The 19,433-nt window shown below is 37.0% G+C and carries 18 protein-coding genes and 6 tRNA genes; 4 read left to right on the forward strand and 20 right to left on the reverse strand.

Going from position 1 to position 19,433, the window contains the following annotated elements; all coding sequences use genetic code 11:
- Positions 1-4: 4 nt before the first annotated feature.
- The 5 genes from glmM to sigW form a co-directional block, all read right to left on the reverse strand.
- Entirely contained in the window at positions 5-1,345 is a 1,341-nt protein-coding gene (glmM, locus tag AQ616_RS16010; protein WP_017795262.1) for a phosphoglucosamine mutase, read from the reverse strand.
- A gap of 37 nt (positions 1,346-1,382) precedes the next feature.
- The gene (locus AQ616_RS16015) at positions 1,383-2,699 is read right to left on the reverse strand and encodes a CdaR family protein (RefSeq protein ID WP_069686252.1); all 1,317 of its coding nucleotides are present in this window, start codon (positions 2,697-2,699) and stop codon (positions 1,383-1,385) included.
- On the reverse strand, positions 2,692-3,513 hold the full coding sequence (gene cdaA, locus AQ616_RS16020) for a diadenylate cyclase CdaA (protein ID WP_017795260.1): 822 nt from the start codon (positions 3,511-3,513) through the stop codon (positions 2,692-2,694). The genes AQ616_RS16015 and cdaA overlap by 8 nt, the downstream gene beginning before the upstream one ends.
- Before the next feature lie 421 nt (positions 3,514-3,934).
- A complete protein-coding gene (gene rsiW, locus AQ616_RS16025; RefSeq protein ID WP_069686253.1) occupies positions 3,935-4,576 on the reverse strand; it encodes an anti-sigma-W factor RsiW in 642 nt (213 codons plus the stop codon).
- A 15-nt stretch (positions 4,577-4,591) separates the two neighbouring features.
- The gene (sigW, locus tag AQ616_RS16030; RefSeq protein WP_017795259.1) at positions 4,592-5,155 is read right to left on the reverse strand and encodes an RNA polymerase sigma factor SigW; all 564 of its coding nucleotides are present in this window, start codon (positions 5,153-5,155) and stop codon (positions 4,592-4,594) included.
- A gap of 149 nt (positions 5,156-5,304) precedes the next feature.
- Here sigW and AQ616_RS19315 point away from each other — a divergent pair, with 149 nt between their 5' ends.
- Entirely contained in the window at positions 5,305-5,454 is a 150-nt protein-coding gene (locus AQ616_RS19315) for an aspartyl-phosphate phosphatase Spo0E family protein (protein ID WP_077596806.1), read from the forward strand.
- 68 nt (positions 5,455-5,522) lie between these two features.
- Here the strand turns inward: AQ616_RS19315 and AQ616_RS16035 are convergent, their stop codons facing one another.
- The 10 genes from AQ616_RS16035 to AQ616_RS16080 all read right to left on the reverse strand — a co-directional run bounded on the left by AQ616_RS16035 (position 5,523) and on the right by AQ616_RS16080 (position 11,034).
- Positions 5,523-6,629 (reverse strand): phosphomevalonate kinase, encoded by a 1,107-nt coding sequence (locus AQ616_RS16035; protein ID WP_069686254.1) that lies wholly within the window; start codon positions 6,627-6,629, stop codon positions 5,523-5,525.
- Between the two features lie 12 nt (positions 6,630-6,641).
- Positions 6,642-7,616 carry a diphosphomevalonate decarboxylase gene (gene mvaD / locus AQ616_RS16040; protein ID WP_017795257.1) on the reverse strand — a complete coding sequence of 325 codons (975 nt, stop codon included), beginning with the start codon at positions 7,614-7,616 and terminating at the stop codon, positions 6,642-6,644.
- A gap of 24 nt (positions 7,617-7,640) precedes the next feature.
- Complete coding sequence (mvk, locus tag AQ616_RS16045) at positions 7,641-8,609, reverse strand: mevalonate kinase (RefSeq protein WP_017795256.1); 969 nt, start codon at positions 8,607-8,609, stop codon at positions 7,641-7,643.
- Positions 8,606-9,895 carry a hydroxymethylglutaryl-CoA reductase, degradative gene (locus AQ616_RS16050; RefSeq protein WP_069686255.1) on the reverse strand — a complete coding sequence of 430 codons (1,290 nt, stop codon included), beginning with the start codon at positions 9,893-9,895 and terminating at the stop codon, positions 8,606-8,608. Before AQ616_RS16050 ends, mvk begins: the two co-directional genes overlap by 4 nt.
- A 244-nt stretch (positions 9,896-10,139) precedes the next feature.
- Positions 10,140-10,212: transfer RNA gene (locus AQ616_RS16055), tRNA-Lys, on the reverse strand.
- Positions 10,213-10,282: 70 nt separating this feature from the next.
- A tRNA-Gln gene (locus AQ616_RS16060) sits at positions 10,283-10,357 on the reverse strand.
- Positions 10,358-10,367: 10 nt separating this feature from the next.
- A tRNA-Tyr gene (locus AQ616_RS16065) sits at positions 10,368-10,451 on the reverse strand.
- A 47-nt stretch (positions 10,452-10,498) separates the two neighbouring features.
- Positions 10,499-10,574 (reverse strand) — tRNA-Thr (locus AQ616_RS16070).
- Between the two features lie 302 nt (positions 10,575-10,876).
- Positions 10,877-10,952: transfer RNA gene (locus AQ616_RS16075), tRNA-Val, on the reverse strand.
- A 7-nt stretch (positions 10,953-10,959) separates the two neighbouring features.
- Positions 10,960-11,034 (reverse strand) — tRNA-Glu (locus tag AQ616_RS16080).
- Between the two features lie 261 nt (positions 11,035-11,295).
- Here AQ616_RS16080 and fabI point away from each other — a divergent pair.
- From fabI to AQ616_RS16095, 3 genes are all read left to right on the forward strand, one after another.
- Positions 11,296-12,072 carry an enoyl-ACP reductase FabI gene (fabI, locus tag AQ616_RS16085; RefSeq protein WP_017795254.1) on the forward strand — a complete coding sequence of 259 codons (777 nt, stop codon included), beginning with the start codon at positions 11,296-11,298 and terminating at the stop codon, positions 12,070-12,072.
- A gap of 196 nt (positions 12,073-12,268) precedes the next feature.
- Complete coding sequence (locus tag AQ616_RS16090) at positions 12,269-13,696, forward strand: aldehyde dehydrogenase family protein (RefSeq protein ID WP_017795253.1); 1,428 nt, start codon at positions 12,269-12,271, stop codon at positions 13,694-13,696.
- A gap of 339 nt (positions 13,697-14,035) precedes the next feature.
- Entirely contained in the window at positions 14,036-15,295 is a 1,260-nt protein-coding gene (locus AQ616_RS16095) for a metal ABC transporter solute-binding protein, Zn/Mn family (protein ID WP_069686256.1), read from the forward strand.
- A gap of 55 nt (positions 15,296-15,350) precedes the next feature.
- On the opposite strand, the gene AQ616_RS16100 is transcribed toward AQ616_RS16095, so the two are convergent.
- The 5 genes from AQ616_RS16100 to AQ616_RS16120 all read right to left on the reverse strand — a co-directional run bounded on the left by AQ616_RS16100 (position 15,351) and on the right by AQ616_RS16120 (position 19,410).
- Complete coding sequence (locus AQ616_RS16100) at positions 15,351-16,202, reverse strand: N-acetylmuramoyl-L-alanine amidase family protein (RefSeq protein ID WP_017795251.1); 852 nt, start codon at positions 16,200-16,202, stop codon at positions 15,351-15,353.
- A 66-nt stretch (positions 16,203-16,268) separates the two neighbouring features.
- Positions 16,269-16,502 carry a phage holin gene (locus tag AQ616_RS16105; protein ID WP_017795250.1) on the reverse strand — a complete coding sequence of 78 codons (234 nt, stop codon included), beginning with the start codon at positions 16,500-16,502 and terminating at the stop codon, positions 16,269-16,271.
- Positions 16,503-16,516: 14 nt separating this feature from the next.
- Positions 16,517-16,786, reverse strand: a complete 270-nt coding sequence (locus tag AQ616_RS16110) for a hemolysin XhlA family protein (RefSeq protein WP_069686257.1) — start codon at positions 16,784-16,786, stop codon at positions 16,517-16,519.
- 619 nt (positions 16,787-17,405) lie between these two features.
- The gene (locus AQ616_RS16115; RefSeq protein ID WP_017795248.1) at positions 17,406-18,974 is read right to left on the reverse strand and encodes a right-handed parallel beta-helix repeat-containing protein; all 1,569 of its coding nucleotides are present in this window, start codon (positions 18,972-18,974) and stop codon (positions 17,406-17,408) included.
- Positions 18,967-19,410 (reverse strand): hypothetical protein, encoded by a 444-nt coding sequence (locus AQ616_RS16120; protein WP_017795247.1) that lies wholly within the window; start codon positions 19,408-19,410, stop codon positions 18,967-18,969. Before AQ616_RS16120 ends, AQ616_RS16115 begins: the two co-directional genes overlap by 8 nt.
- Between the last annotated feature and the right edge of the window lie 23 nt (positions 19,411-19,433).

Genomic DNA, 19,433 nt, shown 5'->3' on the forward strand with positions numbered 1-19,433 from the left:
TCCTCTATGCTCCTAAGTGCTGTTCAATTACCGAAACAATACGGTCAGCATATTGTTCACATTCTTCTTTTGTTTTGGCTTCAACCATTACTCTTACTAATGGTTCTGTACCAGAAGGTCTTACTAACACGCGACCATCTTCACCAAGTTCTTTTTCTACTGCGTCTACTTCATCTAATAAAACCGAGCTACTTAAGGCTTGATTTTTATCCATTACACGAACATTCTTTAATACTTGAGGGAAAACAACCATTTCGTCAGCAAGTTCGGATAAAGGCTTTCCTGTTTCGCGCATCACATTGACAAGCTGAATGGCCGATAACATACCGTCGCCAGTAGTAATATAGTCTAGGAAAATTATATGACCAGATTGTTCACCGCCCAAGTTATATCCGTTTTGGCGCATTTCTTCCATTACGTATCTGTCACCGACAGAAGTTTTATTACTATTTAGACCGACATTTTCTAATGCTTTGTAAAAACCAAGGTTACTCATTACTGTAGATACAACTGTATCCTTACGTAGCATCCCTATCTCATGCATATACTTAGCACAGATATACATAATTTTATCGCCATCAACTAAATTACCCTTTTCATCAACTGCGATAAGACGATCTCCATCTCCATCAAAAGCAAGACCAATATCTGCATTTTTTTCTAAAACGAATTCTTGTAGTTTCTCTGGATGCGTAGATCCATAACCATCATTTATATTTAATCCATCTGGAGATGAACCAATCGAGTAAATATCTGCTTCTAGGTCAGCAAAAAGATGCGTTGCCAGACTAGACGTTGCTCCATGAGCACAATCAATCGCAATATGAATTCCCTCGAAGTCATTATCAATCGTATCTTTCAGATAAGATAAATACTTCTGACCACCTTCAAAGTAATCATTGACAACCCCGATATCTGCTCCTGTAGGTCGAGGTAAATTGTCCTCACCTTCCATTAGCGACTCAATTTCATTTTCTTGTGCGTCTGTTAATTTAAAGCCATCTGGACCAAAGAATTTAATCCCATTATCTTCTACTGGATTATGAGAAGCAGAAATCATTACACCCGCTTGAGCACTAGTTGCCTTCGTCAAATACGCAACACCTGGAGTAGAAATAACTCCTAATCGCATTACCTCCGCACCAATGGATAACAGACCAGCTAAAAGAGCGCCTTCTAGCATATGTCCAGAAACACGTGTGTCTCGTCCAATTAATATACGGGGTCTTTCACTATTTTTGGTAAGTACGTATCCACCAAAACGTCCAAGCTTGAATGCAAGTTCAGGTGTGAGACCTTCGTTTGCTACTCCTCTCACGCCATCTGTTCCAAAAAATTTACCCATTAAATACCTCTCCTTTAGTTACCAATACATACATTAGTTAGTCTTGATCTTGAGCTTGAGCTTGATCTTGAGCTTGTTCTTCGTCTTGCTCAGGTTGTTCAGATTGATTAGCTTGTTCAGGGCCACTAATCTCTACACTTACCTCTTCAACTTCAGTGGAGACATTAATTCCATCATTAGGAGCCTCAATCGTTATAGGCAATTGATGTGCACCTGGATTTAGATCTGTCAATTCAATAAATGCCCGAAAATCCTCTATTGATAACTCATTTATAATTGCCGCATCACCAGATGTAGTTATATTTAATTCCCCTGAGGAAGGATCGAGGAAATTAAAAGCCAATCCACTGCTGAGACCTTCATCCTCTATCGGTATATTTTCAAATACTCTCGACGTTTCAACATCGACAGTTACTTCCACCATTTCCATCTCTGGAGCATAAACTCCTTCTGGTAATTGTAATGGTACTTCTATGGTACCGGATTCGTTTATTTCTGATAAGTCGACTTCTTCCGTAGTTATTTCAGAAATTTCTTCTAGACGATTACTTGTTGAATAAATTTCGACTTCTTCTACATTAGCAGAAATTGAATTTAATGAATATCCTTCTGGTAATTCTCCAGTTGTCGCAACAGATAATGGTACCGACTTACTCGGATTATTAACATCTACGGAGACTTGAACATTCTCTGGATCTAGACGGACATCAAGCTCGTTTCCTTGTAAATCATATACATTTACCGGAAGCTCTCGACTATTAATGGAACCATCCACACCTTCGAGATTAACATAAACTTTGACAGTACCAATCGCATCAATCACACTTCGAGAACTCGTAATTGTAACAGTAGAAGGTTCTATCCTCGCATCGGTCATTTCAAAACCATTCGCCATTTTATCTTCATTAATAAAATCTGCAACTACCGTAAATTCTTCTGAGGCTCGTTCTTCTATCGTGACCTCAATCGTTTTCGGTTCAATATACACTTTCACATCATTTTTATTAATGGTATGCTCTAGTTCAACAACATGGGTTCCTTCCCCTAATCCTTCAAGGTCTACAAACACCTCAAAGTTACGCTGAAGAACTAACGGCGTAACGCTGCCGGAAGTACCTTGCAAACTAACTTGAACACTCTCAGGAACACCACTAACTACATACTGTTCTCGGTCAATTTCGATTTCTACCGGCACATCACTTAATAATTCCGATTGTTCCCCAAGACCAGAGTATGTTGAATCTGTATTTCCTGGATCATTATTATCAGAAACATTTACAAATGCGTATAAGAATATCGCAAAAGCTAATGAAAACAAGCGGACAAACCATTTACTACGAAACCAATTATCCATCTTTATCGGTCCTCCGTTTCCACGATTTCTTCTCAGAGGATTTAGGAGCTATCGACATATGTGTAGCCAACATATCTCCTAACTTTTCTTGATCAACTTCTCGATGTAGCTCCCCGTTCTTCGTGAACGAAATTGCCCCTGTTTCCTCTGAAACAACAATCGTTAATGCATCGGTTACTTCACTAATCCCCATTGCTGCACGGTGTCTTGTTCCTAGCTCCTTTGAAATAAAAGGGCTTTCCGATAATGGCAAGTAGCAAGCCGCGGCGGAAATTTCTCCTTCTTTTATAATTACTGCTCCGTCATGTAATGGCGTATTTGGAGTAAAAATATTTGTAAGTAATTGATGAGAAAGCTTACCATTTATAGGGATTCCTGTCTCAGCATAATCACCAATTCCAGTTTCTTTCTCGATCGATATAAGCGCCCCTATTCTTCGTTTTGCCATATAGTTACAGGATTGTAAAATGGCATTTATATCATTTTGAATTATTTCTTCTTGTGACTTAGCACTTCGAACAAATAAATTTCCTCTGCCAAGTTGCTCGAGCGCTCGCCTTAATTCTGGCTGGAAAAGTATTATAATTACGATAAGTCCCCAACTAATAATTTGATTTGTGAAAAACTGGATTGTTTGGAGATTAAGAAGTATACTTACTCCCCATACAATAATCACTACGGCAATCCCTTTCAATAATTGAATTGCTTTTGTGCCTCTGATTAGCATTATTAATTTATATAATACATACCAGACGAGAGCTATATCTACGCCAATACGTAACAGATTTAATATGTCAAATCCCCCATCAAGCATGCCCACACATCCTTTGCCAGTTTAATTTATCTATGTCAAAAAAGCCTACTTTACATTCTTTTCCTTATTTACAAATTTCATGTATCGAACGTTAATAATTATAACATAAAACAGATGATTTAGACCCTTGCGTAAGTGATTTCGAGCTTGCTTTTTTATTAATGGGGGTAGTAATAGATTTATCTAATATTTTATTTACATAAGAGTCGACCTAACAATCCCCAAGTTTTATTTCTTTTCCTCAAAAGTTTAATGCTGATGCCTCTAAAAAGCGACCGACTGCAATGAAAATCTAACAATACAACATTCGGATTTCACACAAACTATCCTATTAAAGATTTAAACTTCAATATACATAATCAAATAAATAGTATCCAAATACCATATTGATACTCAGATACTATTTACTCTAATTATATAATTAAAAAGAGAATACGCCTTTGAAGAAGTTTTTAATATTATACCAAATCCACTCAAACAGTCGATCAATTGTCTCTAACTCACCATTTACCCCTCCAACTGAGGCCATTAACCCTTCTCCATTCATTTCTGCATCATTATCAAGAATTTTTCCATTAAAAATAGTAACATCACCATCAACTGTTCCTAATAACAATAAATCACCATTTTTCACCAATACGTCTCCCGGAACAGTAACGCCAGCTGGCACAATCACTGTATCTCCTTCAACAATCAATTCATTTTGAGCAGAGACAACAAGCTGGTCAGTAGATTGCGTCCAAGTAGAAATCATACCTCCAGCCATCAAAACAAGAAAAATAGCAGCCGCTGTCCACATTGGATGAAGTTTGAACCAGCGTCGATACTTTACTGTCTTCTTCTCTGATGGTAGATTCTCCATTACATTTTCGGTAAACCCTTCTGGTGCTTCTACTCGTTCAGCACTACACATTAACGTTATCGTACGATTTAATTCATGAAAATGTTTTTGACAGGATTCACAATCTTCAAGATGCCTACGCAGTCTCGACTCATCTTCTCTTGAGATATCTCCATCTAAATATATATGCATTAAATTTAAATAATCCTTATTGCAACTCACGTCGAACACGCTCCTTTACACATGTCGAAGCCTCTTTCTTAGGGCTTCCCTTCCCCGATGAATTCTCGTTTTCACTGTCCCCAAAGGGACGTCGAGTATTTCACTTATTTCTTGTAAAGAGAATTCCTCTAAATAACGAAGCATAATAATACTCCGATATTTTGCTGGTAATTGTGATATCTCGTGTTGTATATATCGTTGTAGCTCTCTACTCTCTACTTCTTCACCTGGAAGGCGTTCTGTGCTTGCCAATTGGGAATACATATCTAATCCTTCTGTTCCCTTAACCTCGGCATCTAAATAGTAATCTGGCTTTCTCTTTCGTATACGGTCAATCGTTAGATTCGTTGCAATACGATACAACCAGGTTGAAAATTTACGTTTTTCATCAAACGAATCTATATTTATATACGCTCTAATAAAAGCCTCCTGCGCTATGTCCTCCGCTTCATGTTTGTTACCGAGCATACGATAACAATGCTGAAATATTTTGTTTTGGTAAAAGGAAACCACTTCAGCAAATGCGGATTGATCTCCTTTTTTTACTTGTTTAATCTTTTCTATGATAAATTGATCCATTTGACTACCTCCGCTATCCATGCGGTACTCATTGTACGAATTCCACCTGCATTAGGTTTCATTTTTTTATAAAAAAACTCAACAAACTGTTTATGAATTTAAAAAAAAGGGTATATAGTAAGTATTATACTAAAAAGGAGGGTAATTTTGTGGATAAACACACATTATTTGAGGAAATCGAGCAATGTAGGAGAGAGATGCTTGATCTATATGGGAAATACGATCTTACCTCAGATACTGTAATAACAACAAGCATGAAGCTAGACCAACTAATGAATGATTATGAAAAAGAATTATAATAAAGAGATAATAAAAGGGTAAAAAGACATCCACATAAATTGTCGGAATGTCTTTTTTATGAGTTTTATTATTCATTGATAACAACATGTTCACCTTCTAATGAAGGCTGTAATGTTAAGGGCTTGATTCCAACTTCTTTCCAGGAATGAAAAAGATTCTCTACTTGATCTTTAGAGTACATAAATGCAATACCACAATCTCCACCACCAGCACCTGATGGCTTTCCAGCACCGCCTAACTGTTCAGCAACATCACATAATTTTGTCAGCATCGATGTTTCAATTGGTGTATTAGCTTTTTCACCTACACGCGCTAATGCTTGTCGATTCTTTCTTACACCATTTATCAACATGTCAAGATTCTCTCTATTCATTCCTTCTAAAAATAGCCGCACTGCCTGTTTACTACTTTGCAGAAAATGTTCATATGCATCTAAATCATTCTCTTTTAATAAGCGTATTTGTTGAACCAGGTTCTTCGTTGAAGCAGCAGTACCTGTCCAACCTACACAAACATTTAAAAAATCAGGTACTCGAATATTTTCAGATTGATAATACTTCCACTCCATATCTACAACTTCTGAAATAGTTGAAGCATTTTGATATGTATTCAATAACCAATCTGCTTGAAAAGAACTATATTGACGAAAACCGCCATATGTGGAAGCTGCAATATCTGCACCAGATCCATTACCTTGTGTGCAAACATGTGACAACGCAGCTAAACGAAAAATAATCTCCTTCGTTGCGTAACGTGGAGCTACAAATCGTAGGATTGCTGAAACAACAGATGTTACAATTGCCGCACTCGATCCCAGACCATATTTCACACCAGAAGCATCATCTAATTCACTTCGAGTTGACAAATGAAAAGGAGTAATTGTTGTGTTTTGTTCTTCTAAATACGTACACGTAAGGTGGATAGCATCCTTCACAAAAGAAAATCGTTCATCATCCGATTGTATATTTACAGTACCTGTTTGGTAAGTCCAAGCAATATCATGTAATCCATAGTTTTCAAGAGATAGTTTATAATTTTCCGAGTCAGCTATGGTCGCATAAACGTATCGATTGACTGCCATTACTGCAAGTTTTTGATAAGGTTCTAACACAGCAAACTCTCCAGCAATCATTAGTTTTCCTGGCACTTTAACGGTCAATTGTCTCTTACTCAACTTGTCCAACCCCTACAAATAGCTTATTCCTTTTCCTGGCTTACTAACGATTACATCCTCTACACCGGCAATCTGCTCAAGTTTTTGTTTCACTTTCCGTTCATCTTCTGGTAAGTACAACACTTTCACATTCGGTCCAGCATCAATGGTAAAGTAAGCAGGGATTCCTTCTTCTCTCATCTGTTGTACAGTTTGCATAACACGCATCGTCGTGTCTTGCCAATACGTAAAAGGAGGGTTTGCGCCTAATGTAGTTGCATGCATTCTCATACAATTCGCTTCTGCAATACTCCCCGTCTTTTCAAAGTCTTTATCATGAATAGCTGTTTTTATCTCTTCCAAATCTTTTGGCGTTTGTTGTAACCATCCATCATAAAAAGGAGAAGTTTCCACGGTTCTTCTCATTCCATCTCGACTGGATACTTTCTTCTCCGTCGCTGAAAGAACGACAGCAGCAACACGAATGTCCCAATGATCTTTTGAAGCAATAGGTACTGCATAAGAATCAGACCCATCTTCTTCCTCTCCCATTTGCCATTCGACAAAACCACCATAGATAGAACGACATGCTGAACCAGAGCCTTGTCTCGTTAATATAGATAGTTCCGTATCATTTAATTCTAAGCCGATTGCTTTCGTGCTAGCTGCAGCTAAAGCAGCAAAACCTGAAGCAGAAGATGCAAATCCCGCTGCAGTCGGAACATGGTTTAAAGAATGAATTCTAGCATACATATCTTTGCCTGCCATCGCTCTGACTTTATTTAAGAACCCTGTCACACGTTTACTTGCTTCATCTTCTATCAATTTATCATTTAAAATAAATTCATCTGAACTTAATTCTTCTTGAAAATGAACTGTAGTTACAGTAGAAAACCCATCTAACGTAAGAGATAGGTTACTATTTGTTGGTAATATAATTGGTTCATTTCGCTTTCCCCAATATTTTATCAATGCGATATTTGTATGCGCCTTTGCTGTTGCTTTCATTGAATTACTCCTTCAATCTTCTCGTTAAGACTTACTTTGCTTCTTCAACACGAATGGCCAAACCGAATTAGCACCAAACTTACGAAGTTTCTCCGCTAATTGTTTCGAATGCACTTCATTTTGTGCTAATGCAATTATACAACCACCATTTCCGCCACCAGTTAGCTTGGCACCTAAAGCTCCTTCTTCCCGTGCAAGGTGAATTAATTTATTTAATCCAGCATCACTAACACCAAGAGCTTCGAGTTCTTTTTGCGCTTCATTCAGCAATTGTCCCAGAAATTGCTTACTCGCTTTTTCTAATGCTTCTTTTGCATAATGTGTTAATTCTCCGATACGTTCTATTTTCGCATGTATTCGTTTTGGAGCCATTTTTAAAAGCTGAGCAACAGATTCAACCGAGGTTCTTGTATCTCCAACTCGACCAGAGTCAGCGACTATAAAATGCAGGTCTTCTCCAAGCTCGATATAATCGACTGGATTATCTTTTTCAAACCATACCGGTAAATTAGAGGTAATCGTAAGCGTATCTAATCCGCTCGGGTCACCATGAGCATACGTTTCTGCTACATTAGCTAGACGCAAAAGTTCCTCTGTTGTGTGCGAACGCTCTGCATAATCAAATAAGGAACGTATCACAGATATCGCTACAGATGCACTGGAACCTAGACCTTTACCAGGTGGAATCGAGGAATTAATACGAATCAGCAAGTCCTCATTAGGAATTTCAAGATATGCAAGTGTCTCATCAACACAATTAGCAATACCTTGAAGATAATCAGGAGCATGATGTAATGGCCCATGATAAAAAGAGCTGTCCACTTTTACCGTGCCAGGGACGTACTCAATAATGGTTTCGACACCTATTAAAGGAAATGGAATTGCAATCGCTGGTTGTCCGTGTACAACTGCGTGCTCTCCGATTAAAATAAGTTTACTATGAGCTACACCAATAGCTGTTTTCTCTGAGGCTGTTACTTTTTCTAAACTCATTGTTTATACTGTTCCACCAATTCTTTAGCTTTACCGACACGGATTTCTTTTTGATCTATTAATTTCTTTGCTATCACATCAATCATCTCCCCTGAAGCCCCTCCAGCAATCGCAACAGAACGGGAATGAAGAGCCATATGCCCTTTTTGTATTCCGTCGGTTGCTAAAGCTTTCAAAGCACCGAGATTCTGCGCTAATCCAACAGAAACAATAACTTCCGCAAGTTCAGCTGCAGATTCAATATTCATTATAGAAAGAGAAAGCTCAGCTAATGGATGTACCCTGGTAGCTCCTCCTACAATTCCAACGGACATTGGTAGTTCTATTTCGCCAACTAAATTGCCCGCTTCATCTTCAGACCATGTAGTCATCGAACCATATTGGCCGTCCTTTGCTGCATATGCATGAGCACCAGCTTCAACAGCACGCCAATCATTCCCTGTAGCTATCACGATTGGGTCAATGCCATTCATGATACCTTTGTTATGTGTCACAGCTCGATATGGATCAGAGGCTGCAAATTCGTAGGCGTGTATAACACCGTCTCTAACTTCTTCACCAGTAAAATCACCAGTCGTTAAAAGATAAGGAGGAATAACACATCTCGCACTTGCCAAGCTTCGATCAGCATAATTCGACAAAATTCGAAGATAAACCTTACCGCCAGTTATTTCTTCAACAATAGGAGCAATGGCTTCCACCATTGTGTTGATCATGTTCGCCCCCATTGCATCACAAGTATCGACATATATATGCATAACAAGCATTTGAGAGTATGTTGAATTTGCACCTTCATTTAAGATACGAACATCGAGGTCTCTTGTCCCACCGCCGCGCTTAACAATACTTGGATAGGCGTCATTAGCTGCGCTTAGCAAAGTATCTTTTTGGTTAAGTAGCGCTTGCTTCGCGTCTTTAAAATCAGAACATCCTACTACTTGTATCTGTCCTATCATTAATCTTTCCCTAGACTTCGCTTCAAATCCACCAGCACTTCTAACAATTTTTGCTATATGACTAGCGGATGCTACAACAGAAGCTTCTTCAATCGCCATAGGTACGGTATACTCTTTCCCGTTTATTACAAAGTTCAATCCCATACCTAAAGGGAGTTCATACGTTCCAACAACATTCTCTATCATGTTGTTAGCTTTGTCTAAAGATAATGAAGGATTATTTGACAAGTTACGCATTTGCTCATCTGTTAAATCATAATTATCCTTTAATAACTTACGTCTTTCGTCTACGGACATATTATAAAAACCTGGAATTCTAGAAGATTTCATTCCCCGCTCATCCTTTAATCTGTTGAAGTTCAGTTGAACTAAATATTTTAATGGATCGTTTCCCAAATTAAACTATGTAAATTATAACATGAAATATAATGACTTTTCATTTAGAAGTTCCTAGATGTGTTAAGTAATGAACTTTCAATTATTTCCTTATCTTCTGTAAAGCATTTTCATACTGCTTTTCTCTATATGCAAAAACAAACAGGTCCGACTAATCGTTCCTGTTTGTTCCTAGTGATGAGCCATGAAGGATTCGAACCTTCGACCCTCTGATTAAAAGTCAGATGCTCTACCGACTGAGCTAATGGCTCGTATTAAATGAATCTTTCATTAATATATAGTTTATAAAAAAGGCATAAAAAAAAGCCCTTAATTTAAGTATGGCTGGGCCACCAGGATTCGAACCTGGGGTACACGGGATCAAAACCCGATGCCTTACCGCTTGGCTATGGCCCAACAACAAAAATGGTGGAGGGGGGCAGATTCGAACTGCCGAACCCGAGGGAGCGGATTTACAGTCCGCCGCGTTTAGCCACTTCGCTACCCCTCCGTAGATATTGTTAACCATAAGATAAAGATTATACACTTAAATTTAAATGGTGCCGGCCAGAGGACTTGAACCCCCAACCTACTGATTACAAGTCAGTTGCTCTACCAGTTGAGCTAGGCCGGCATTATAAGATTTTAGTATTAGATTAATTTTTAATCTAACCAAATGAAATGCTTGTCGTGTTGCAAGATCACTCAGTGTTGCAGCACATAGTTAATCGATTTAAGTAATGACCCCTGCATCTAAAAGCTTACTCGAAGCGGTTTGTGCTTCGGGGTTACTCGACGTTAACTCGGGAGAAGTTTCGCTCGTTGCTCTACCAGTTGAGCTAGGCCGGCATAAATGAAAAATACAATGCAAAAGGAATACTATCAAAATTCTCTTTATGTTGCAAGAATACGTATCATTCATTTTATAAAAATCGATGGTGGAGGATGCAGGGATCGAACCTGCGACCCCCTGCTTGTAAGGCAGGTGCTCTCCCAGCTGAGCTAATCCTCCATATTATTGGTGACCCGTACGGGATTCGAACCCGTGTTACCGCCGTGAAAGGGCGGTGTCTTAACCGCTTGACCAACGGGCCATGATGCTTTTCGACACGCTTTTTGAAGTATGTCTCGCAAACTGACGAATTTTATTATATCGAGTATCCCCCCTTTTGTAAAGAGTAAATTGAAATTTTTTCAGGATTTTTTTATTTTAGTTTCAAACCGCTTCATTACTGGAATAATCACACTTTTCAGCCTTTCTTAACATCCTCAAAAACACCTTTTTATGTTTTGGTTTCATTACCAGGTACTAATAAGTTATAATAAATTCATAACGAATCATTTGGAGGTAAACTATGACGAAACTATTAGAAGGTAAAAATATCGTAGTTATGGGTGTTGCAAATGAACGAAGCATCGCCTGGGGCATTACGAAATCACTACACAATGCTGGCGCTAATCTAATATTTACAAATAGACAAGAACGTTCTTATCAAAAACTAGTGAAACTATTAGACAAACATGAAATAGAAGCTAAATTTATTGTTTCTTGTGATGTAGCTAACGATGAAAGCATCCAACAAGCTTTCAATGAAATCGGTGAAAAAGTAGGCGTTGTTCATGGTGTTGTCCATTCTGTTGCATTCGCAAATCGAGATGAATTACAAGGTGAATATGCAAATACGTCAAGAGATGGATTCTTACTTGCGCAAGAAATCAGCGCGTACTCTTTAGTCGCTGTTACAAAAGCCGCTAAAGAATTAATGACAGAAGGTGGAGGAATCGTAACCCAAACATACCTTGGGTCGGAGCGTGTTATTCCTGGATATAATGTGATGGGGGTTGCAAAAGCATCTCTAGAAGCAAGTGTACGCTACCTAGCTGAAGACATGGGTAAATACGGCATTCGCGTTAACGCAGTATCTGCTGGACCAATTCGCACACTTTCTGCAAAAGGTGTCTCTAACTTTAATGAAAAAGCAAATGTTATTGTAGAAAAAGCTCCATTACGTCGAAATGTCGATCAAGATGAAGTTGGCGACGCAACCTTATTCTTAGTTAGTGAAATGGCTCGTGGAATCACTGGAGAAGTTCTTCATGTTGATTCAGGCTTTCATATTATAGGGGGATAATTCTGCAGAAATTTTAGGCAAAAGTATTTACTCAGGAGATAAATTCAATATACTACGCTTATTAGTGGCTGATACCCTCTGGATGCTCATGCATCGAGGTATCAGCCCTTTTTTTCGTTATACAATGTTTATCATTATACATATCGGGAACATTTATTTACGTACACAATCTCAAGACAAAGGAGCTTGAAACGATATGTATAACAATGTAAAACACTTTATAAACGGCGAGTGGGTCGAGTCCACTGGTAATGAAACAATTGATGTTATAAATCCAGCAACAGAAGAAAAAATGGGTACGATAAGCGCAGGTACAGAAGAAGATTTAGATAGAGCTGTACAAGCTGCAAGAAAAGCGTTCCCTTCTTTCTCTAATACAACTCGAGAAGAAAGAGTAAAATTATTAGATCGAATTGCGGATGAATATGAAAAACGCAAAGACGATTTCATAAAAGCCATTACGCAAGAATTAGGTTCACCAGTGACGTTTACAGAAAAGACGCAATACGAAATGGGTCTGCGTCACTTCCGTGAAACTGCAAAAATACTTCGCGATTTTGAATTCACAGAACAACGTGAAGGATCATTTATTCAAAAGGATGCAATTGGGGTTGCAGGTTTAATTACACCATGGAACTTCCCAACAAATCAGTTATCGACTAAACTAGCTAGTGCAATTGCCGCTGGAAGCACAGTCATCTTAAAACCAGCTTCTCAAACTCCATTTGCTGCAATGTTAGTTGCGGAAGTATTTGAAGCAGCCGGTGTACCAAAAGGTGTATTTAACTTAGTCAATGGATCCGGTGGTAAAATTGGGAATGCAATTAGCTCCCATCCAGATATCGACTTTGTTTCCTTTACTGGTTCAGGCGGAGTCGGAACAAAAATCATGGAAAATGCAGCCCAAGATATTACCAAAGTTTCACTTGAATTAGGTGGTAAATCACCAATTATTGTATTAGATGATGCAGATGTGAAATATGCAGCGAAAAATGCCATAACAAATATCGCAGCGAATACTGGGCAAGTTTGTACAGCGGGAACACGCGCACTCGTACCTGCTTCCATGCACGATGAGTTCATTGAAGCAATTAAAGAGTTATTACCCGAATTTCCTGTTGGTGATCCACAAGATAAAAACACATTTACCGGTCCACAGGTTTCCGAAGAACAGTGGAACACGGTTCAAGATTATATCCAACAAGGAATTGATAGTGGAGCAACCTTAGTAGCAGGTGGCACTGGTAAACCAGATGGTTTAGAAACAGGTTATTATTCTAAACTTACGGTGTTTACCAATGTAAACCGTGATGATACGATTGCACAAGAAGAAATTTTCGGTCCAGTCTTATCTGTCATCACGTATAATGATTTAGATGAAGCAATTGAAATTGCAAACGACACAATCTATGGACTTGCTGGCTATGTAGTTGGTGAAAATCCAGAAACACTTACAAAAGCAGCTAAAGGTATAAGAGCTGGTCGAATTACAGTTAATGATGGTAAAGCAGATTTCTCTGCTCCATTTGGCGGATTTGGTCAATCTGGTATTGGTCGCGAATGGGGTGACTACGGAATCGAGGAATTCCTAGAGCCAAAAACAATTCTTGGCTTACCTAACTAATATTACGTTAGAGAACCGGTAGATGATTTCTACCGGTTTTTATTTTGTCTTTTTAATATACCCCCTATTGAATGTTAGTACCACAAGGGCATGACTTAAAGGCTCTAAACAAAATCAATCATTTATCAGCAGTTTATTCTCCTCCACATCTCCCATTATATATTGTATGAATATATTGAAATATAAAAGTTGACCTTGACATATCATTTAAATAAGTGTAAATTTTAAATCGTAACAATTACGATTCGTAATCATTACGCACTTTTTAAATGACTAATTTTAGTAATGATTTGGAATATTAACTTATGATGTCTTATTACAGATTTGGAGGTAACAATAGTGAAACGTGTTCTATTTTTATTATTAACTACTCTCATTCTTTTATCTGCTTGCCAAACCGAAGATGCTGCTAACGAAGATGATCAAAATACGTTAACAATATCGACAACTATCTTTGCTTTAGAGGATTTCATCTCAAAAATTGGTGGTGATTATGTAGATGTTGAAAGTATCTATCCCCCGAACGCAGATGCTCATACATACGAACCTAGCTCTAGAGAAATGGTGGAATTAGCTAAAAAAGATGCATTTCTATACTCCGGTGTTGGTATGGAACCATTTGCTGAAAAAGCAGAGGAAATTTTAGCAGATGAAGATGTAACAGTCGTTCCTTTAGGAGAAAATGTACACTTACGAGGTGAACATAATCACGATCATGAAGATGAAGATGCTGCTCACGAACATAACAGTGATGACCATGACCATAGCCATAATAGTAAAAACTCTTCTTCCATCCATATCGACGGTGTAAATGATCACTATCATTCAGGTGATACAGTTGAATTAGAAGCACATACAGATGAAGATACGGATGGTGACAACTGGAAATGGTATTCTCGTACCGATTCTTCTGAGGAATGGGTAGAGGTGGATGGCCAATCAACTTCTCAATATAATGGTACGATTGATGAATCAATCGAATTAAAGGCCGTTTTATCTGATGACAATAATGAAGTTGTTGCAGAATCTGAGCCGATACAGCTTCAAATTGATAACCATGATGGGGAAAGTGGAATTGGAGATCCTCATGTATTTATTGACCCTATATTAAGTATTCAACTAGCTGAAAATATTAAAAACACGTTAATTGACTTACTACCTGAGCAAGAAGAATACTTTACTGCTAATTTTGAGGAAGTAAAAAGTCAATTAGAGCAAGTTGATCAAGACTTACAACAAACATTTGATAACGCAGAACTTAATCACTTAATTGTTTCACACGCTGCGTATGGATATTGGGAAGAACGATATGGCTTAGAACAAATAAGCATACATGGGTTGTCCCCGACACAAGAGCCTTCTCAATCCGAGTTAGTACAGATCATCAATGCTGCAGAGGAGTACGATTTAAAATATGTAGCTTTTGAAAATAATGTAAGTAGTAAAGTAAGTGAGATTATTCAATCAGAGATTGGTGCAGATAGTATTACACTTAGAAATATGGAGACAATCACGCAAGAAGATATCGATAACGGAGAAGATTACTTTAGCTTAATGGAGAAAAATATAGAAGCATTAGAAAAAGCATTATCAAAATAATATAGAATAGACCCTGCATGTTAAGATTGCAGGGTCTATTTTTTGAAATCAATCTTTATTTCACTTGTAAGCGTTGACCTGGTTGAATCGTTTCATTGGATAACCCATTTAAAGACTTAATTGCTTCTACAGTTGTTTCATATTCCTGAGCAATTCTCCATAAAGTCTCTCCTGCTTGAACAATATGATACACCGGCCCTTGTTCAAAACCGGTACCTCTAACAATAAGAACTTGTCCAGGATAAATTGTATCATCGGTTAAGCCATTCAGGTCCTTTAATTCTTGTACAGTCATATCAAATGCTCGTGAAATGCTCCACAGCGTATCTCCAGGCTGAACCGTATAGGTATCTTGTCCACCAGCAGGCGGAAGATTAAATACACGAGCAATTCCATTGGCATGACCTAATGCAATACGATTTAAATAAGCATCTGATTTTAATTTATTCGCATCTGCTACCGTATCAATAAAGCCGTTTTCCGTTAAGATGGCTGACATAGCCGACTCACGTAATACATGAAAGTTTGCTTTTTTCTTCCCTCTATTTCTAAAATCTACTTGCTTCATAATTTCTTCATGCATTAAATTACGATATTGCGCTGTCGTTGAACTATCCGATAGATTACTATGGATATAATCCTCATACCCAGTGCCTCCACCAGCATTAATATGGATCGATACAAAATAATCCGCTCCCCAATTATTTGCATCATTTGTTCGTTGTGCTAGTGAAACAGCTGTATCTGTCGTTCTACTCATACGAATCGAATGCCCACTATAATTGGTATTAAGATAGTTTCTAACCTTTAAAGCAATTGCTAAAGTAACATCTTTTTCTTGTAAACCATTGCCTACTGCACCTGGATCATTTCCACCATGCCCTGGATCTAAATATATTTTTGCCATAAAAATCTCCCCTTTAAATAAATTTTTATATAAAAAAGAAGCAATCAGAAAATGATTACTTCTTCTTTAATGAGTTAACTGGTGTTCCTGTAAGATTTCTTTTTGCTTTCTACCACGTAAGGTAATGTAATTGTTTTTGAACCAAGACCATATAGCAGCTCCGAATACTAGTATAGTTGAAGTGATTTCATACCAAATTGTTTCATTACCTGGGATAGGATTAAGATCAAAAGTAACTAAGATTTGATTGATTAACGCTATAAACAATACTAAAGTGCGCGTGACGGTTGCTTTATCCATACAAATCACCCCATTTAAAATTTTGCTAAAAACAAAGCAATTGCTCCGCTTATTATTCCTGTAATAACTGCGGTAACAATTGCTTTAGTAATCATACGTCTTATCCATTTCGTATCATCTTGTATAGATGCTAGAGTTGACTGTAAATTAACGATCTTTTCGTCTTGTTTAGCATCATTCATTTGTAATCTATTAACATCATCTTTTATGTTTTTTATATCGTTTCGAATTTCCAAAATATCCTGCTGTGTTTTGTCCATAGGCTCCACCTCTTTATTTAGCATTCTTACCTCCTATCCTCATTGCTTATTATTGAAAATCTTATAAATTCATAAACAACATGTAACAGGTAATAAGGAAGACAGTTGGATAAATTATAGAGATTATCTTGTTGGGGACCTTTAACAAAGACAGTATAACAACCACAACTACCGAAACAACAAAAGGGATACCCAAGATTTTTAACATTCCAACCAATAAAGCATCCATTGACGAACTTAGTGGACTCCAATCTATTTGCCTTTAGCACCGCTGCTTTTCTTTATCGGCTGGAACATACAAGTTTTTATTCATAAAAAATAACGCTTATTCAGCGTTTTTGATTTATATTATTTAGAATTTCGCTGTGCATAGAAACAATGATACTTTCCCTCGGTATCAGAGGTTTTAATTATACTTAATATCTTCTAAATGTTGAATTGAATTTTTAATTTGTACTGCCAGTTAATTTTGGGGGAGGACAGACAAGATTTCATTTCCACTGTCTTTCAATAATGATAAATTTTTACTTCCAATTGAGAAAAGTATCTTCATTCAAGTGAATTTCTTCATGGCATTCATACTGAAATATGTTTTATATTTATTTAATAAGATTCACAAAACCTTCTCAATTTAGAATTTCTATCAATCAGCAAATAAACTCAGATTTCCGTATTCATGAATATTTGCAGGAAATTGTATTGGGATTCCCGCCATGTTATTAACACATAAAACAGACTCTGTTACTGTAGCTGTAACATAGATTGCGTAGTTCATTGCATAAGTATTACTCCATTGCCTAAAGGTATTTCCTGTTACAGTTATACGCTGAGCACCCGATGTTATACGAATTCCTTGAAATACAAAGCCTTTTTCTAGATATCCGATACCAATAAAGTTATTACCACTTATGTTTACAGTATCACTACCACTTACCCAAACACCATGCTCTCTAATGTAGTTAAAATTATTATTAGAAATAATAATAGCCCTATTACCTGTAAAACAAGTAATGCCATTTTCTCTAATCGACCTAAACAAGTTTGAACTTACCGTTACCATCCAAGTTTCACTTAAAGTAAGACCCGTCCCGTGGATATTATTAAAAACATTATTATTAATTAAGACTTCATCCAATAATCGTAAATAAACTGCTCTATTATTGTAATTATTTATAGAATTATTCAATATAGTTACGGTACGTATTTTAGCAGTATCATTCCCATCAGCACTAATTGCTGATGCATATGATCCACCACCATCAATTAAATTTCCTTTAACTATTATTCTTTCACAATCATTACTTTCACCTGTATAGTTACCTTTTTCATCGTAACTATCTTCATCATCTAAATTGTTTACGTCTAACCCGATTCCACCTCCACAATTATAAATCATATTTCCTTCAATGATTACATCTCTCCAAGAGTAAGCTCTAAAAGCCCACTGGAGACAATCATTAACAATATTATTTTTGATAATTACATTCTCATGCCATTTACCATACGTAGCAGAATGTGACCCTACCGCTCTTCCCCATGCCCCTAACTGATTAGAACTGCCAAAAAAATTGTTTTCTATAATAATATTTTTACACGGGGTATGATCATAACTAGAGCCCCCCCAAGGAAATACACTTGAGTTCTTCGCCAAATCTAATTGTATTGCTTCAGAATAAGTTCTACTTCCATTAAGATCATCAAAACCCAAAAATTTACTATTCATTACTGCACCATTACAAATCGCATTAAACTCAATTGCATGACCTCCACCGTGGTTTATAAGGGAAACATCTTCTACAAGTATCCCTTTTGCATGAGCTAAAACAAAACTAGTACCACCAGTATAATTAGGGTAATTAGCATTCCACTCCCCACCTTTAATGGTGATATTACCATTTCCTCGATATTCTTCCATTTCATCAGTAGATAACAGATTCAATAATATTGCTCCATTATGTTCTTTACTAAAAAATACACCCTTTTGCGCATCGATAAATGTATTACTATATAATCTCAAAGGTGCAGTAAGTCTGTAGTGACCTGGAGGAAAAACAATTCTAATTCCAGAGGTTTTAGCAAAATTTAATAGTTCTTGAATTCCCAATGTGTCATCATTAATACCATCACCAATGATGCTAGGGTGGCTAGTAGCAATAAAATAAGTGCTTATTTCTTCCGCTGCACCTTTAATCTTTTCATAAATTTCACTCATTAGAAGTAACCTCCTCATTAAATCCACTTATTTCTCCATTGAAAGCATTATATAAATAATAATGCATCTCGGCTTCTTTTCCCGATAATGATTCTTCATAATTACTTAGAGAATCAGCTATTGTAAGAATCGCTTCTTCTAAGTTAGGATTGTTCAATATATAAAACTCTTCTAGTAGATCTTTATATTCTTGATTAAATGCATTTATATCACTAATTAACACACCATCTGATTCACTCTTGATAATTTCTCCATCGTCATTTTTTTCTGCGTATTCTTTAATTAGAGTAAGTTCTTCTTCAGCAATTTTTGCGTTATATGCAAGCATAGCATTTACTAGTCGCATACGGTGTATATTTTGTTTACCTTTTAATAATAAATTATTCTGAAGAAATTCCGCTGCTTCTTTTAGATACTTATTCTGTATTCTTATCATCAAAATCCACTCCACATATATTT

Source organism: Oceanobacillus sp. E9 (assembly GCF_001741975.1).
In the GTDB taxonomy this organism is placed as follows: domain Bacteria; phylum Bacillota; class Bacilli; order Bacillales; family Amphibacillaceae; genus Oceanobacillus; species Oceanobacillus kimchii.

Coding starts and splice junctions, on each gene's coding strand:
- AQ616_RS16100 (WP_017795251.1), bottom strand. CDS start 16,202: ATGGCAAAAATATATTTAGATCCAGGGCATGGTGGAAATGATCCAGGT.
- AQ616_RS16105 (WP_017795250.1), bottom strand. CDS start 16,502: ATGGATAAAGCAACCGTCACGCGCACTTTAGTATTGTTTATAGCGTTA.
- AQ616_RS16110 (WP_069686257.1), bottom strand. CDS start 16,786: ATGCTAAATAAAGAGGTGGAGCCTATGGACAAAACACAGCAGGATATT.
- AQ616_RS16090 (WP_017795253.1), top strand. CDS start 12,269: ATGTATAACAATGTAAAACACTTTATAAACGGCGAGTGGGTCGAGTCC.
- AQ616_RS16120 (WP_017795247.1), bottom strand. CDS start 19,410: ATGATAAGAATACAGAATAAGTATCTAAAAGAAGCAGCGGAATTTCTT.
- AQ616_RS16115 (WP_017795248.1), bottom strand. CDS start 18,974: ATGAGTGAAATTTATGAAAAGATTAAAGGTGCAGCGGAAGAAATAAGC.
- cdaA (WP_017795260.1), bottom strand. CDS start 3,513: ATGCTTGATGGGGGATTTGACATATTAAATCTGTTACGTATTGGCGTA.
- mvaD (WP_017795257.1), bottom strand. CDS start 7,616: ATGAAAGCAACAGCAAAGGCGCATACAAATATCGCATTGATAAAATAT.
- AQ616_RS16015 (WP_069686252.1), bottom strand. CDS start 2,699: ATGGATAATTGGTTTCGTAGTAAATGGTTTGTCCGCTTGTTTTCATTA.
- mvk (WP_017795256.1), bottom strand. CDS start 8,609: ATGAGTTTAGAAAAAGTAACAGCCTCAGAGAAAACAGCTATTGGTGTA.
- fabI (WP_017795254.1), top strand. CDS start 11,296: ATGACGAAACTATTAGAAGGTAAAAATATCGTAGTTATGGGTGTTGCA.
- glmM (WP_017795262.1), bottom strand. CDS start 1,345: ATGGGTAAATTTTTTGGAACAGATGGCGTGAGAGGAGTAGCAAACGAA.
- AQ616_RS16050 (WP_069686255.1), bottom strand. CDS start 9,895: ATGAAATCTTCTAGAATTCCAGGTTTTTATAATATGTCCGTAGACGAA.
- sigW (WP_017795259.1), bottom strand. CDS start 5,155: ATGGATCAATTTATCATAGAAAAGATTAAACAAGTAAAAAAAGGAGAT.